Genomic DNA, 15,182 nt, shown 5'->3' with positions numbered 1-15,182 from the left:
GCCGCGCGATTGGCATGAAATTCCGGGAAGGGGCGGGCCTGCGGGTCCGCCCTTTTCCGTCTGGCCCGGGTTGGGCTCAGAGCCCCGCCTGCAGCGCCCGGTCGGCCATCACCGCCGCCGAGGTGCGGTTGTCGACGCCCATCTTGTGAAACACCTGCTCGAGATGCTTGTTCACCGTGCGGGCGCTGAGATCGAGGATCTCGGCGATGTCGCGGTTGGTCTTGCCGCGCGACAGCCAGAACAGCACCTCCGCCTCGCGCCGGGTCAGGCCGAACTCGGCCTCCAGCCGGCGCTCGTTCTGGCCCTCCTGGTAGGCGCGGATCGAGACCATGGTCTCGCCGGGGCCGGCGCCGAGATATTTCAGCGCGAAGCCGTCGGCGGTATAGGCAGAGGTCGCCGAGAGCGGCTGCCGCCCGAGCTCTGCCAGCCAGTTGGACAGGGGCGGCGTGGCGCGGCCGTCCTGTACCAGCGCCTGCGCGGCGGGCTGCGCCAGCAGCGCCATCGCGCCGGCCGAGCCCCAGTTCAGCGTGCCGCGCGGCCCGAAGGCCAGGACGCTCTGCCCGGCGCGGTCGAGCGCGGTGCGGGCCGAGCTGATGGCGCGGGCGTTGAGCACGTGGGTGATGATCCGCGCGATCAGCTCGTCGACGATCACCGGCTTTGTGATGTAGTCGACCCCGCCGGCGCGCAGCCCCTTGAGGATGTGCTCGGGCTCGGTCAGCCCGGTCATGAAGATCACCGGCGCGGTGATCGGATCGGCGGCGGCCTTGAGCCGGCGGCAAGTCTCGAACCCGTCCATGCCAGGCATCACCGCGTCCATCAGGATCACGTCGGGCTGCACCCGGCGGGCCAGCTCCTGACCCTCGGCGCCGGAGCGGGCCACGAGCACGGTCATGCCGTTGTCTTCCAGCGCCGCCGAGACCAGCCCGAGGGTCTCGGGCGCGTCGTCGATGACGAGGGCGATGGAGCGGTCGGTGGGAAGGAGATGTCGTTCAGGCTGCATGGCGTTTCATCTCTTCTATCAGGCGCTGGAGACCCTGCATGTCGAATTCCTGCAGGCGTCCGCGGAAGCGTTCGATCTGGGAGGTGGCGAGGCTGCCGCTGTCTTCGAGGCTCTTGAGTTCGCGGGCGATCCCCGCCGCGTGGCCGATGGCGACGAGCTCCGACAGGCGGCTCAGAACGGCGGGGGCAAGGGCAGACTCGGCGGCAGTGGGCGCGTTGACCGTCGGCTCGTAGACCAGCTCGAGCTTCATCATCCCGGCCATGCGGTTGAGCGCGTCGGCGATGGAGTAGGGCTTGACGATGAAGGCGTCGAACAGGCCCTTGCGCTCGACCGGCTCGGTGGCCTCGAGCGCGTGGCCCGAGACCATGAGGATCGGCGTGGTGCGATGCTCGGGGGTGGCGCGCAGGTGCTCGGCGAGCTGCCAGCCATCCATGCCGGGCATGTCGATATCGAGCACGAAGACATCGGGCGCCACGTCGCCCAGCACCTGCAGCGCGGTCTCGGCATCGGGCATCGCCTGCACCAGAAAGCCGAGCGGGCGCAGCACCGTCTCGAGCAGGCGCAGGTGGTTGATATCGTCATCGACGACCATCACCGTGCGGCGCGCCCCGAGGTAGCCCACGGGCAGCTCGCCGCCGCGCTCGAGTTGCTCGGCCCGCGGCCGCAGCGGGCTGCCGGCCACCGAGGGCAGCATCAGCTTGACGGTGAAACAGCTGCCGCGGCCCGGTTCGCTCTCGACGGTGATCTCGCCGCCGAGGATCTCGACCAGCAACTTGGTGATGGTCAGCCCAAGGCCGGAGCCCGCGGCGGAGCTGCTGCGCAGCCGCTCGAAGGGCGACCAGATGCGCCCGATCTGGTCTTGCGGGATGCCTATGCCGGTATCGGCCACCTCGATCACCGCGACCTCGTTGCGGTAATGGACATGCAGCGTCACCGAGCCGCTCTCGGTGTAGTGGATGGCGTTGGACAGCAGGTTGATGATGATCTGGCGCAGGCGCTTCTTGTCGAAATCGACCCATTCCGGCAGCGCGCCGGTGGTGCGGATGCCGAAATCGAGCCCCTTGGCGCGGGCCTGCCCCTCGAAGATCGAGGCGGCATGGCGGAGCAGCGAGGGCAGGTTGATGCGGTCGCGGTTGATCTCGAGCCGGCCGGCCTCGATCTTGGAGATGTCGAGCAGGTTCTCGATCAGCCCGGCGAGATGCTCCGAGGAGCGCCGGATCGCCAGCACCGCGTCGCGCCGGCCGTCGGGCATGTCGGGGTCGTGCTCGAGCAGCTGGGCAAACCCGTAGATCGCGTTGAGAGGCGTGCGCAGCTCGTGGCTGATGCCGGCCATGTAGCGGGTCTTGGCGTTGTTCGCGGCCTCGGCCTTCTCCTTGGCGGCCTGAAGCGCTGCGTCGGTGCGCTCGTGGGCGCGGATCTCGCGCAGGAGGCGCTGTGTCTGCAGGTCGGCCTCGTCGCGCGCCTTGTGCTGGCTCTCGGTGGCGAGGATCAGGGTCCAGACGATGATGCCGATGACCACCAGCATGGTCGAGAAGATCGCCGTCAGCACGGCGTCGAAATTGTCGCTCCCCGCCCGCGCCCGGATCACCAGAAGCACGACGCCGAAGGCCGAGGCGGGCACCGCCGTCCCGATCATGAACCGCGCCAGCCGCGACATCAGCGCGTTGGCCACGCGCTCTGGCAGCAGGCGGCGTATGGTGGCCACGGTCATGGTGTCGAGCCGGGCCTGCGGCTTGCAGGCGTCGCGGCAGGAGCTGTCGAGCGTGCAGCAGAGCGAGCAGATCGGGCCCGAGTAGAACGGGCAGTCGGTCATGTCCTGCGGGTCGAAGCGGTATTCGCAGACGGTGCAGCTGCAGGTGCCCTGCGCATCGATGGGCAGGTCTTCGGCGCCGACGACGGGCCGCGCGATGTAATAGCGTCCGCGCGTCAGGGCGGCGATCAGCGGCGCCGCGACCAGCGCCGCCGCCAGCGCTACGAAGGAGGAGAGCGACTGCGCCAGCGGGCCGAAGCCGCCGAGGAAGGCGATGAGCGAGAGCGTCAGGCCCAGCCCCATCGCACCGATGCCCACCGGGTTCACGTCGTAGAGATGGGCGCGGCGGAACTCGATGCCCTTGGGGCTGAGCCCAAGCGGCTTGTTGATGACGAGATCGGCCACCAGCGCCCCGATCCAGGCCAGCGCCACGTGGGAATAGAGCGCGAGGATGTATTCGATGGCGTGAAACACCCCGAGGATCATCAGCAGCAGCGCGATGGCGACGTTGAACACCAGCCAGACCACGCGGCCGGGGTGCGAATGGGTCAGCCGCGAGAAGAAGTTCGACCAGGCGATCGAGCCGGCATAGGCGTTGGTGACGTTGATCTTCATCTGGCTGAGGATGACGAAGGTTCCGGTTAGCCCGATTGCCAGCATTGGCAGCGGCAGGACGTAATCGAAGGCGATGAAGTAGAGCTTGGTGGGATCTGTTGCCTCGGCTGCCGGCACACCCGAGGCCACCGCGAGGGTGACGAGGAACGAGCCCGCCAGCATCTTTGCCACGCCGAGCACGCTCCAGCCCGGGCCCGCGGCGAGCAGCGCCGCCCACCAGCGCAGGCGCTCCTTCGGTGTCCCGGGCTCGGGCAGGAAGCGCAGGAAATCGACCTGTTCGCCGATCTGCGCGATCAGCGACAGCGCCACCCCTGCGGCGGCGCCCACCGTTGCCACGGTGACCAGCGAGTCGCCGCGCCCGCCGAAGCTGGTCCAGACCTCGAGATCGAAGCCGTGCCAGGCCAGAAGCCCGAAGGGCAGCAGGTGAAGCATGATCCAGAACGGCTGCGTCCAGGCCTGAAAGGCCGAGATCTTGGTAAAGCCGTTCATCACCAGCGGGATCACCACCAGCGCCGAGACCACGTAGCCCAGCATCACCGGCAGCCCGAAGCAGAACTCGAGCGCCAGCGCCAGGATCGCCGCCTCCAGGGCGAAGAAGATGAAGGTGAAGCTTGCGTAGATCAGGGAGGTGATGGTCGAGCCGATATAGCCGAAGCCCGCGCCGCGGGTCAGCAGGTCGATATCCACGCCGTAGCGGGCGGCGTAGTAGCAGATCGGCAGCCCGGTCAAGAACAGGATCAGCCCCACCAGCATGATCGCGATGATCGCCGGCGAGAAGCCGTAGGTCAGGGTGATCGCGGCCCCGATGGCCTCGAGCGCGAGGAACGAGATCGACCCCAGCGCGGTGTTCGCCACGCGGCCATAACTCCAGCGCCGTGCACGCCGCGCGGTGAAGCGCAGCGCGAAATCCTCGATCGTCTCGTTGGCGACCCAGCGGTTGTAGCGCCGCCGTTCACCCGTCGCGTCAAAGGGGACCAGCATGCGGTTACCTCGCCGATTCCCTCCTCCCTCGACCGCGCATGTCCCTCGGCTGCCGGGCGCGCCTCTCCTTGGCGCCGTCCGGTGGCTGTCGCGGTCCTCATGTCCTCGAGCTCATCGGGCGCGTTCGCGCTCTCCCGAACTCCCTGTCGGTTGTCTCCGGAGCGATTCCGCGCCTGCGGTGGCGCTCCGGTTCATGGTCAAAATGATAGGTGGAAAAACGCGCATGAATATACGTCATTCAACGTATACGCGCCCGGCGACAAAGCTGCCAGCCTTCAGGTCAAGGGGGCCCACAACCCCGATCAAGCAAAATTGACCGACAAGGAGGCACCATGTCTGATTTCGATAAGTCCAGAAAAAACAACGGCGTATCGCGTCGCGCCCTGCTTGCGGGCGGGGTCGCGCTGAGCGCATCGCTGTTCGCACCCAAGGTCCTGCGGGCGCAGGATTACCCGACGGCAGAGGTCAACACGACCGGCCTCGCGGTGACCGACGATACCGTCACCATCGGCATCCTGCACTCGGTGACCGGCACCATGGCGATCTCGGAGACCGGCTCGGTTCAGGCCGAGAAGCTCGCCATCGAGCAGATCAACGCGCAGGGCGGCATCCTCGGCCGCAAGATCGAGTACATTCAGGAAGACGGCGCCTCCGACTGGCCGACCTTCGCCGAGAAGGCCAAGAAGCTCTTGGTCAACGACAAGGTCGCCTCGGTGATGGGCTGCTGGACCTCGGCCTCCCGCAAGGCGGTTCTGCCGGTGTTCGAGCAGTATAACGGCTTCCTCTACTACCCGACCTTCTACGAGGGCCTCGAGGAGAGCCCGAACGTGATCTACACCGGGCAGGAAGCGACGCAGCAGATCATCGCCGGCCTCGACTGGGTCAACAAGGAGAAGGGCGCCAAGAGCTTCTACCTGCTCGGCTCCGACTACATCTGGCCGCGCACCTCGAACAAGATCGCGCGCAAGCACATCGAGAACTTCCTCACCGACTGCAAGGTCGTGGGCGAGGAGTATTACCCGCTGGGCCACACCCAGTTCAACTCGGTGATCAACAAGATCCGCCTGAAGAAGCCCGACGTAATCTACGCCATCGTCGTGGGCGGCTCCAACGTGGCCTTCTACAAACAGCTCAAGGCCGCCGGCATCGACATGACCAAGGAAAGCCCGCTGCTGCTCACCATCTCGGTGACCGAGGACGAGATCCGCGGCATCGGCGGCGAGAACATCGAGGGCGCCTACGCCTGCATGAAGTACTTCCAGTCACTCGACAACGACAACAACCGCGAGTTCGTGGCCGCCTTCAAGGAGATGTGGGGCGACGACATGGTGATCGGGGACGTGACGCAGGCGGCCTATCTCGGCCCGTGGCTGTGGAAGGCGGCGGTCGAGAAGGCGGGCTCCTTCGATGTCGACAAGGTGCGCGCGGCCAGCCCGGGCATCGAGCTGACCTCGGCGCCGGAGGGCTACGTGAAGGTGCACGAGAACCACCACCTGTGGTCCAAGACCCGCGTCGGGCGGGCCCAGGCCGACGGCCAGTACGAGGTGGTCTTCGAGACCGCGGACCTCGTCGAGCCGAACCCCTTCCCCGAGGGTTACCAGTAAGAGGCAGGGGCGCAGGGCCGGGCAACCCCGACCGGACCCTGTGCAAGGTGCCCGCGCCGTCTTCCCTTCGGCGCGGGCCAACCGTTCCCTGCTCCTCCCCCGCCGCGTCGGGACAGGCGCGCGGGTGTTCTCTCCCGACAGGAAAGCTGACCACATGTTTGCCGATTACAGCTGGAGCGAGCTGACCGCGATCTTCGCGATGCAGGGTTTCGCCGGCCTCATCCTCTTCTCAGTCTTCGTGCTCATGGCGCTCGGGCTGGCCATCATCTTCGGCCAGATGGGCGTCATCAACATGGCGCATGGCGAGTTCATGATCCTTGGCGCCTACGTGACCTACCTGGTCTCAATCTTCTTCGCCGAGGCGCTGCCGGCGCTGTTCCCGGCCTATTTCTTCATCGCGATGATCCTCGCCTTCATAGCCGCCGGCGCGCTGGGCATGTTCGTCGAATGGGCGATGATCCGGCATCTCTACAAGCGCCCGCTGGATACGCTTCTCGCCACGTGGGGCCTCAGCCTGATCCTGCAGCAGGTTTATCGCTCGGTGTTCGGCGCCCGCGAGGTCGGCGTGACGATTCCCGACTGGATGATGGGGTCGCTGCCGCTGACCGACATGATCGAGATCCCGATCAACGGCATCTTCGTGATGGTGCTGGCCATCGGCATTTCCGTCGGTGTCTACGTGATGATGTACCGCTCGCGCTGGGGCCAGCAGGTCCGCGCAATCAACCAGAACCGCGTCATGGCCGGCGCCGTCGGCATCAACACCGAATGGACCGACCGGATGACCTACGGCATCGGCTGCGGCATCGCCGGGGTCGCGGGCTCGGCCTTCACGATGATCGGCTCGACCGGGCCGACCGCCGGCCAGCTCTACATCGTCGACACCTTCCTCGTGGTGGTCTTCGGAGGCGCGGCCAGCCTGCTCGGCACCATCGCCTCCGCCTTCACCATCAGCCAGGCGCAATCGATCATGGAGTTCTTCCTCTCGGGATCGATGGCCAAGGTTCTCACGCTGCTCGTGGTGATTGGCATCCTGATGCTGCGCCCGCAGGGCCTCTTCGCCCTCAAGCTGCGCAAGTAAGGAGCCCGGACCGATGCAAGTCACGCGCAAGAATTCACTGTTCACCCGCTACGAGCTGATCGGCTTCGCCATCCTCGCCGCCATCATCTTCATCGTCTTCCCGATGATCATGGACACCTTCCGGCTCAACCTCTTCGGCAAGTACCTGACCTATGCCTTCGTGGCGGTGGGGCTGGTGCTGTGCTGGGGGGCGGGGGGCATCCTGTCGCTGGGACAGGGGGTGTTCTTCGGGCTGGGGGGCTATTGCATGGCGATGTTCCTCAAGCTCGAGGCCTCGACGCCCGAGAACACCTCGATCCAGTCGACCCCGGGCATCCCCGATTTCATGGACTGGAACCAACTCACCGCGCTGCCGTGGTGGTGGGAGCCGTTCCACTCGCTGACGCTCTCGCTGATCGCGGTGATCGTGGTACCGGTGGCCTTCGCCTTCATCATCGGCGTCGCGATGTTCCGCCGCCGGGTGGGGGGCGTCTACTTCGCCATCATCACCCAGGCCATCGCGGCGGTGATGACGATCCTGATCATCGGCCAGCAGGGCTATACCGGCGGCGTCAACGGCATCACCGACCTGCGCACCCTGCTGGGCTGGGACATCCGCACCGACGAGGCCAAGGAGATCCTCTACTTCGTCAACGGCGCGCTGCTCTTCGTCTGCCTCGGGATCGCGCAATACGTCCGCAAGTCGAAGCTCGGCCGCCTGCTCATCGCCATGCGCGATCAGGAGGACCGGGTGCGCTTCTCCGGCTATGACGTGGCCAATTTCAAGATTTTCATCTTCTGCCTCGGCGCGGCCTTCGCCGCCGTTGGCGGGGCGATGTTCACCCTGCAGGTGGGCTTCATGTCGCCGAGCTTCGTGGGCATCGTGCCCTCGATCGAAATGGTGATCTTCGCCGCCGTCGGCGGGCGCCTGTCGATCCTCGGCGCGGTCTACGGAACCCTGCTGGTCAACTGGGCCAAGACCACCTTCTCCGAGAGCTTCCCCGAGCTCTGGCTGCTCGGTCTCGGCGCGCTGTTCATCGCGGTCGTCATGGCCTTCCCCAACGGGCTTGCGGGCGTCTGGTCGGAGCACGTCATGCCGCGGCTGCGCAAGCTCGGCTCGCGCGGCGACAGCGGCACGCCCGATGCTGCGCCCTCCACCCCGGCCGCTGAATAAGGAAACCCGACATGCTGGAACACGCCAAGGGCAATCCCAACTACGTGCTGATGGTCGAGGGGCTGACCGTCTCCTTCGACGGCTTCAAGGCGGTCAACGACCTCAGCTTCTATGTCGAGCCCAACGAGTGCCGGGTCATCATCGGCCCGAACGGGGCCGGCAAGACCACAGTGCTCGATCTGATCTGCGGCCGCACCCGCGCCACCGAGGGCTCGGTGCAGTTCAAGGGGCAGGAGCTTCTCAGGATGCGCGAGGACCAGATCGTGCATGCCGGGGTGGGGCGCAAGTTCCAGACCCCTTCGGTCTACGAGGATCTCTCGGTCTACGAGAATCTCGAGCTGAGCTTTCCCAAGGGCCACGGGGTCTTCGGGGCGCTGTTCTTCGCCCGCGACGAGGAGGTCAACGCGCGTATCCTCGAAATCGCCGAGCTGATCTTTCTCGACGAGCAGCTCGACGAGAAGGCGGCCTATCTCAGTCACGGCCAGAAGCAATGGCTCGAGATCGGCATGCTGCTGATCCAGGACCCGCAGCTTCTGATGCTCGACGAGCCGGTTGCCGGCATGTCGGTGGCCGAGCGCAAGAAGACCGCCGAGCTGCTCAACCGCATCATCCAGGACCGCTCGGTCATCGTCATCGAGCACGACATGGGCTTCGTCGAGGACATCGCGACCCGCGTCACCGTTCTGCACCAGGGCAAGGTCCTATCCGAGGGCTCGATGGAGCGGGTGCAGAACGATCCCAAGGTCATCGAAGTCTATCTCGGCCACTGAGGAGCGCGAGCCATGCTGAACATTTCCCGACTGCGCGCGGCCTACGGCGAATCCGAGGTGCTGCACGGGCTCGACCTCGAGGTGCCCAAGGGTGAGATCGTCGCCATCATGGGCCGCAACGGCATGGGCAAGACGACGCTCATGAAGACCCTCATGGGGATCGTGCCTACCAAGTCCGGCGGCGCCAGCATCGACGGCGCCGACGTCACCGCGATGAAGAGCCACGAGCGCGTCGCTTCCGGCATCGCCTACGTGCCGCAGGGCCGGATGATCTTCTCGTCGATGACGGTGCAGGAGAATGTCGAGACCGGGCTCACCGTCACCGGCAAGAAAACCGTGCCTGGCGATATCTACGAGCTCTTCCCGGTGCTGCTCGAGATGAAGGGCCGCCGCGGCGGCAACCTCTCAGGCGGCCAGCAGCAGCAGCTCGCCATCGCGCGGGCGCTGGCCTCGGACCCCAAGGTCCTGCTTCTCGACGAGCCGACCGAGGGCATCCAGCCTTCGATCATCCGCGAGATGGCCCGCACGCTGCGCCGCATCCGCGACGAGCGCGGCCTGTCGATCGTGGTGTCCGAACAGGTGCTGAGCTTCGCGCTCGACGTCGCCGACCGGGTGCTGGTGATCGAGAACGGCAATTTCGTCCACGACAGCCCGCGCGAGGGCATCGACGAGGCCAAGGTCTCGAAATTCCTTTCCGTCTAACCAAACCAAGCAGGGAGACTACCATGCCTGACACCTCGTTCTCCGCCACCACCGGCACCGATACGCTGATCTCGGTCGATCTGTCCGAGAGCCCCCACACCAACGAGAACATCCACAACCGCTGGCATCCCGACATCCCGATGGCGGTCTGGGTCGAGCCGGGCGACGATTTCAAGATCGAGACCTACGACTGGACCGGCGGGCAGATCCACAACAACGACGATGCCTCCGACGTGCGCGATGTCGAGCTGCAGCAGGTGCATTACCTCTCCGGCCCGATCGGGGTGAAGGGGGCCGAGCCGGGCGACCTGCTCAAGGTCCACATCCTCGATATCGGCGCCAAGGAAGAGATGAACTGGGGCTTCAACGGCTTCTTCTCCAAGCAGAATGGCGGCGGCTTCCTGACCGATCATTTCCCCGAGGCGCAGAAATCTATCTGGGATTTCGAGGGCATGTTCACCAAGTCGCGCCACGTGCCCGGTGTGAAATACGCCGGCCTCATCCACCCGGGCCTGATCGGCTGCCTGCCGGATCGGAAGATGCTCGACATGTGGAACGCCCGCGAGGCGGCGCTGGTCGCCACCGATCCCAACCGGGTACCGGCGCTGGCCGAGCTGCCCAACACCCAGTCGGCCCACATGGGCAAGATGAAGGGCGACGAGCGCGCCGCCGCCGCCGCCGAGGCCGCCCGCACCGTGCCGCCGCGCGAGCATGGCGGCAATTGCGACATCAAGGACCTGTCGCGCGGCTCGACCTGCTTCTTCCCGGTCTATGTCGATGGCGCGGGCCTCTCGATGGGTGACCTGCATTTCAGCCAGGGCGACGGCGAGATCACCTTCTGCGGCGCCATCGAGATGGCCGGCTGGCTGCATATCCGCGTCGAGCTGATCAAGGGCGGCATGGAGAAATACGGCATCAAGAACCCGATCTTCAAACCCTCGCCGATCCAGCCGAAATACGACGATTTCCTGATCTTCGAGGGCATCTCGGTCGATGAGGGTGGGTCGCAGCATTATCTCGACGTGCACGTGGCCTATCGCCAGGCCTGCCTCAACGCCATCGAGTACCTGAAGAAGTTCGGCTACACCGGGGCGCAGGCCTACGCCATCCTCGGCACCGCGCCGGTGCAGGGCCATATCTCGGGGGTGGTCGACATTCCCAATGCCTGCGCCACGCTCTGGCTGCCGAACGACATCTTCGAGTTCGACATCATGCCCGGCGCCGACGGACCGACCAAGCATCTCGACGGCTCGGTCGACGTGCCGCTGGCCCCCGATCTCTGAGGCCTCTCGCGGGTCGGGGCGGCAGCGCCCCGGCTCCCTCCCTGCACTTCCCGGAGCGGATGACCATGCCCTATTACGATTACCTCTGCGCCGATTGCGGCCCGTTCACCGCGATGGCGGCGATGGCCGATTACGACAAGCCCTGCGATTGCCCCGACTGCGGCAGCGAGGCGCCGCGCGCGCTCTTCACCGCGCCGCAGCTGGCGATGATGGACGGCGCCCGGCGCGGCGCCTTCGCCACCAACGAGCGCGCCCGGCATGACCCGAAGAGCACCCGCAAGCACGGGCCCGGCTGCGGCTGCTGCTCGGGATCGAAGAAGCTGCCGTCGAAGACGCTGCACCGCCCCGACGGCTCCAAAAGCTTCCCGGCGGCGCGGCCGTGGATGATCTCTCACTGAAGGCGAGGCCCTAGCGAAGCGGGTGGAAGCAGGCGACCTGCCCGCTCTCGCCTTCGAGCCGCGGCACCTCTTCGGCGCAGCGCGCCCCGGCATTGGGGCAGCGCGCCCGGAAGGCGCAGCCCTTGGGCGGGTCCAGCGGGTCGGGCAGCTCGGTCTCGCGGCCCTCGGGCGCGCTCAGCGCCCGACCCACCACCGGCGCGCTCTCGGCCAGCAGCTTGGTGTAGGGATGGCGCGGCGCGGCGAAGACCTCTTCGGCCCGCCCGACCTCGACCACCGAGCCGAAATAGAGCACCGCGACGCGGTCGCTCACCGCCTCGACCACCGCCAGATCGTGCGAGATGAACAGGTAGGTCAGCCCCAGCCGCGCCTTAAGATCGGCCAGCAGGTTCAGCACCTGCGCCTGCACCGACACGTCGAGCGCCGAGACCGGCTCGTCGAGGATCAGGATGCGCGCCTCCGCCGCCAGCGCCCGGGCGATGCCGATGCGCTGGGCCTGCCCGCCGGAGAACTCGTGCGGGTAGCGTTCGAGAAACTCCTCGCGCAGGTTCACCTGGGCGAAGATCTCGGAGATGCGCTTCTCGCGCTCCGCGCGCCCCATGCCATGCAGGCGCTTGAGCGGTGCCTCCATGATCTGCCGGATGGTCTTGCGCGGGTTGAGCGAGCTAATCGGATCCTGGAAGACATACTGGATGCGTTTGCCAAAAACCGCCGGGTCGGCATTGTCGAGCGGTTGCCCCTCGATCTCGATATGCCCGCCCGAGGGCTCGAGCAGCCCCACAAGCATCCGAGCCAGAGTGGACTTGCCGCAGCCCGACTCGCCGACGATCCCCAGCGTCTCGCCCTGCGCCACCTCGAGGCTCACCGGGTGCACCGCGTGCACGTGCCCCTTGGGCGCGCCGAAGAGCCGCTTGCCTACGGCGAAGGTCTTGGACAGGTTTTCCAGCCGCAAAGCGAGGCTCATGCGCGGCCCTCCAGCTCGGTTTCCGGGAACAGGCAGCGCAGCTTGCGCGCCCCGTGCGTCTCCAGCGCGATCTCGCCCTCGCGGCAGGCCGGTTGCGCCTTGTCGCAGCGCGGCGCGAAGGCGCAGCCCGGCGGCAGGTCGTCGACAGCCGGCGGCAGGCCGGGGATCGCGTGCAGCGCGCGCTTGCCGCCGCCCAGCTCCGGCACGCAGGCGATGAGCCGGCTTGTGTAGGGATGCGCCGGGGCTTCGAGCAGGGCGCGCGTCGGCCCTTCCTCGACAATGCGCCCGGCATACATCACCGCGACCCGGTCGCAGAGCTGCGCCACGACGCCGAAGTCATGGGTGATGAAAACGATGGCCAGACCCTTCTCGCGCCGCAGCGTGTCGAGCAGCGACAGGATCTGCGCCTGCACGGTGACGTCGAGCGCGGTGGTCGGCTCGTCGGCGATGATCACCTCGGGATCGTTGGCCAGCGCCATGGCGATGCCGACGCGCTGCCGCATCCCGCCCGAAAGCTCGTGCGGGAAGCTGTCGAGCCGGCTCTCGGGGTTGGGGATGCGCACGTCGCGCAGCAGGCTCAGTGCTTTGGCCCGCGCCTCCTTGTTAGAGATGGCATGGTGCACCCGGATCGCTTCGACCAGCTGGTCGCCGACCTTGTAGAGCGGGTGCAGCGTCGCCAGCGGGTCCTGAAAGATATAGGCCACCTCACGCCCGCGCAGATCGCGCAGCCGGCCATAGGGCGCGCCCACCAGATCCTCGCCCTTGTAATGCACCGCCCCGCCGGTGATCACCCCGGGCGGCGAGGCCACCAGCCCCATCACCGACAGCGCCGTCACCGACTTGCCCGAGCCGCTCTCGCCGATGATGCCGAGGCATTCGCCGGGCTTCACCCCGAGGCTGACCCCGCCCACGGCACGGTAGACCCGTTGCTTCACGTGGAACTGCGTCTGCAGATCGCGCAGGCTCAGCACGTCATCGCCCACGGGCTCCGGCACAGGCCCCTCGCGCCGCACCAGCGTCGCCGCCATCGGCCGGGTCAGCGCGCCCGAGCGCAGCCGCGGATCGAGCGCATCGCGCACCCCGTCGCCCAGCAGGTTGATCGCCATGACGATCACCAGGATCATCGCGCCGGGCACGATGGAGGTGTGCGGGCTGGTGATCAGCGCCGCCCGCGCCTCGCCCAGCATCGAGCCGAGATCGGCTTGCGGCGGCTGCGAGCCGAGCCCGAGGAAGGAGAGCCCGGCGGTCTCGAGGATCATCCAGCCCACGGTGGTCGACATGGCGATGACGATGACCGGGATCACGTTGGGCAGCACCTCGCCGAGGATGATGCGCGCATCATTCATGCCGGCGAGCCGTGCCGCGTCGACAAATTCCTTGTTGGCGATGCCCACGGTGATGCCGCGGATGTTGCGGGCGAAGAACGGGATGTTGACGGCGGCCACCGCGATCAGCGCGTTGAGCAGGCCGGGGCCGAGGGCCGCCACGATGGCCAGCGCCAGCAGGATGTAGGGAAACGCCATCAGCATGTCGACGCCGCGCATGATCAGGTTGTCGACCCGGCCGCCGTAATAGCCCGCGACGATCCCCACCGCCGCGCCCAGGACCGCGGCGATCGCCGCGGCGGCGAAGCCCACGGCGAGGCTCAGCCGCGTGCCCCACATCAGCCGCGAGAGCTGGTCGCGGCCGAGATGATCCGTCCCCAGCAGGGCGCCCTCGGAGAACGGTTTCACGAAGCGGTTGCCGGTGTTGGTCACGTCTGGGTCGGGCAGCGGCAGCACCGGCGTCAGCAGCGCCAGTACGACCACCAGACCCATGACGATCAGCCCGGCCAGCGCCAGCCTGTTGCGCGCGAGAAGCGCCAGCGTGCTCATGTCTTGATCCTCGGGTCGAGCAGGCTCTGCGCCACGTCGACCACGATGTTGAACATCACGTAGCAGGCCGCCACCAGCACCACGCCGCCCTGCACCAGGAGGATGTCACGCTTTAGGATGGCGTCGACCAGCATCCGCCCGACCCCGGGCCATTGGAACACCATCTCGATATAGACCGCCCCCGACAGCACGAAGCCCGCCTGGATGCCCAGCACCGGCAGGATGCTGACCATGGCCGCGCGCAGGGCGTGGCGCCAGATCACCCCGCGCTCCGGCACCCCCTTGGCGCGGGCGGTGCGGATGTAATCCTGCCGCAGCACCTCGAGCATGGCCGAGCGCGACAGCCGCGCCACCACGCCGGTGGCCACCACGGCGAGCGCCAGCGCCGGCATGGCGAGGTGCTTCATCAGCACCAGCACTGTCCGGTCGCCGTAGATCGGCCACATGCCCGAGGCCGGAAACCAGCGCAGCTCGACCGCGAAGATCAGGATCATCATCATGCCGAGGAAGAAGGACGGGATCGAGATCCCCAGCAGCACCGCGAAGGTGATCGCCTTGTCCGCCAGCCCGTATTGCCGCGCCGCCGAGACCACGCCGGCCGCCACGCCCAGCACCGAGCACAGCACGAAGGCGGTCCCCGCCAGCACCAGCGTCGCGCCGAAGCGGTCGAGCACCTCGTCGAGCACGGGTCTGTTCAGCGAAAAGGACCGCCCGAAATCGCCCTGAGCCATGTTCCAGAGCCAGATGAAATAGCGCTGCACCGCCGGCTTATCGAGGCCCAGATCCCGGTTCAGCTTCTCCACGTTCTCGGGCGTGGCATAGCTGCCGAGGATCGCGGTGGCCGGATCGCCCGGGATCATCGCCATGATGGCAAAGACGATCACGGTGATGCCCAGAAGCACCGGTACCGCCGAGACCAGACGTTTCAGAATATAGCGACCCAAACCGCCCCCTTCCTGACCCTGCGCGGCCGATCCTCTCCGCGCGACCCTGCATCTTCTCTACGTTCC

12 protein-coding genes are annotated in these 15,182 nt (G+C 66.9%); 7 read left to right on the top strand and 5 right to left on the bottom strand.

The window, feature by feature from the left end:
• Window positions 1–76: 76 nt before the first annotated feature.
• Complete coding sequence (locus KUV62_RS07320; RefSeq protein WP_222603038.1) at window positions 77–1,000, bottom strand: DNA-binding response regulator; 924 nt, start codon at window positions 998–1,000, stop codon at window positions 77–79.
• Window positions 990–4,346 carry an ATP-binding protein gene (locus KUV62_RS07315; protein WP_222603037.1) on the bottom strand — a complete coding sequence of 1,119 codons (3,357 nt, stop codon included), beginning with the start codon at window positions 4,344–4,346 and terminating at the stop codon, window positions 990–992. The genes KUV62_RS07320 and KUV62_RS07315 overlap by 11 nt, the downstream gene beginning before the upstream one ends.
• 332 nt (window positions 4,347–4,678) lie before the next feature.
• Here KUV62_RS07315 and urtA point away from each other — a divergent pair, with 332 nt between their 5' ends.
• The 7 genes from urtA (at window position 4,679) to KUV62_RS07280 (ending at window position 11,337) form a co-directional block, all read left to right on the top strand.
• Window positions 4,679–5,950, top strand: a complete 1,272-nt coding sequence (gene urtA / locus KUV62_RS07310) for an urea ABC transporter substrate-binding protein (RefSeq protein ID WP_222603036.1) — start codon at window positions 4,679–4,681, stop codon at window positions 5,948–5,950.
• A 154-nt stretch (window positions 5,951–6,104) separates the two neighbouring features.
• Window positions 6,105–7,031: an urea ABC transporter permease subunit UrtB gene (gene urtB / locus KUV62_RS07305; protein ID WP_222603035.1), complete on the top strand. Its 927-nt coding sequence runs from the start codon at window positions 6,105–6,107 to the stop codon at window positions 7,029–7,031.
• Window positions 7,032–7,044: 13 nt separating this feature from the next.
• Complete coding sequence (gene urtC, locus KUV62_RS07300; protein WP_222603034.1) at window positions 7,045–8,184, top strand: urea ABC transporter permease subunit UrtC; 1,140 nt, start codon at window positions 7,045–7,047, stop codon at window positions 8,182–8,184.
• 11 nt (window positions 8,185–8,195) lie between these two features.
• Window positions 8,196–8,954, top strand: a complete 759-nt coding sequence (urtD, locus tag KUV62_RS07295) for an urea ABC transporter ATP-binding protein UrtD (RefSeq protein WP_222603033.1) — start codon at window positions 8,196–8,198, stop codon at window positions 8,952–8,954.
• Between the two features lie 12 nt (window positions 8,955–8,966).
• A complete protein-coding gene (urtE, locus tag KUV62_RS07290; protein ID WP_222603032.1) occupies window positions 8,967–9,656 on the top strand; it encodes an urea ABC transporter ATP-binding subunit UrtE in 690 nt (229 codons plus the stop codon).
• A 23-nt stretch (window positions 9,657–9,679) separates the two neighbouring features.
• Window positions 9,680–10,939: a formamidase gene (fmdA, locus tag KUV62_RS07285; RefSeq protein WP_222603031.1), complete on the top strand. Its 1,260-nt coding sequence runs from the start codon at window positions 9,680–9,682 to the stop codon at window positions 10,937–10,939.
• 65 nt (window positions 10,940–11,004) lie between these two features.
• Window positions 11,005–11,337, top strand: coding sequence for an FmdB family zinc ribbon protein (locus KUV62_RS07280; RefSeq protein WP_222603030.1), 333 nt, complete (start codon window positions 11,005–11,007; stop codon window positions 11,335–11,337).
• A gap of 10 nt (window positions 11,338–11,347) precedes the next feature.
• Here KUV62_RS07280 and KUV62_RS07275 read toward each other — a convergent pair whose 3' ends face one another.
• From KUV62_RS07275 to KUV62_RS07265, 3 genes are read right to left on the bottom strand one after another with little or no spacing between them, the layout of a single operon-like run.
• Entirely contained in the window at window positions 11,348–12,298 is a 951-nt protein-coding gene (locus KUV62_RS07275) for an ABC transporter ATP-binding protein (RefSeq protein WP_222603029.1), read from the bottom strand.
• The gene (locus KUV62_RS07270; protein ID WP_222603028.1) at window positions 12,295–14,172 is read right to left on the bottom strand and encodes a dipeptide/oligopeptide/nickel ABC transporter permease/ATP-binding protein; all 1,878 of its coding nucleotides are present in this window, start codon (window positions 14,170–14,172) and stop codon (window positions 12,295–12,297) included. Before KUV62_RS07270 ends, KUV62_RS07275 begins: the two co-directional genes overlap by 4 nt.
• Window positions 14,169–15,116: an ABC transporter permease gene (locus KUV62_RS07265; protein WP_222603027.1), complete on the bottom strand. Its 948-nt coding sequence runs from the start codon at window positions 15,114–15,116 to the stop codon at window positions 14,169–14,171. Before KUV62_RS07265 ends, KUV62_RS07270 begins: the two co-directional genes overlap by 4 nt.
• Window positions 15,117–15,182 lie beyond the last annotated feature (66 nt).

It is taken from the genome of Salipiger bermudensis (genome assembly GCF_019801965.1).
In the GTDB taxonomy this organism is placed as follows: Bacteria; Pseudomonadota; Alphaproteobacteria; order Rhodobacterales; family Rhodobacteraceae; genus Salipiger; species Salipiger bermudensis_A.
This window is presented reverse-complemented; position numbering and strand designations above follow the sequence as displayed.

Bases quoted from the DNA above. Each gene is read 5' to 3' on its own strand.
- fmdA (WP_222603031.1), top strand. From the start codon at position 9,680: ATGCCTGACACCTCGTTCTCCGCCACCACCGGCACCGATACGCTGATC.
- KUV62_RS07315 (WP_222603037.1), bottom strand. From the start codon at position 4,346: ATGCTGGTCCCCTTTGACGCGACGGGTGAACGGCGGCGCTACAACCGC.
- KUV62_RS07275 (WP_222603029.1), bottom strand. From the start codon at position 12,298: ATGAGCCTCGCTTTGCGGCTGGAAAACCTGTCCAAGACCTTCGCCGTA.
- urtD (WP_222603033.1), top strand. From the start codon at position 8,196: ATGCTGGAACACGCCAAGGGCAATCCCAACTACGTGCTGATGGTCGAG.
- urtE (WP_222603032.1), top strand. From the start codon at position 8,967: ATGCTGAACATTTCCCGACTGCGCGCGGCCTACGGCGAATCCGAGGTG.
- urtA (WP_222603036.1), top strand. From the start codon at position 4,679: ATGTCTGATTTCGATAAGTCCAGAAAAAACAACGGCGTATCGCGTCGC.
- KUV62_RS07270 (WP_222603028.1), bottom strand. From the start codon at position 14,172: ATGAGCACGCTGGCGCTTCTCGCGCGCAACAGGCTGGCGCTGGCCGGG.
- KUV62_RS07280 (WP_222603030.1), top strand. From the start codon at position 11,005: ATGCCCTATTACGATTACCTCTGCGCCGATTGCGGCCCGTTCACCGCG.
- urtB (WP_222603035.1), top strand. From the start codon at position 6,105: ATGTTTGCCGATTACAGCTGGAGCGAGCTGACCGCGATCTTCGCGATG.
- urtC (WP_222603034.1), top strand. From the start codon at position 7,045: ATGCAAGTCACGCGCAAGAATTCACTGTTCACCCGCTACGAGCTGATC.
- KUV62_RS07320 (WP_222603038.1), bottom strand. From the start codon at position 1,000: ATGCAGCCTGAACGACATCTCCTTCCCACCGACCGCTCCATCGCCCTC.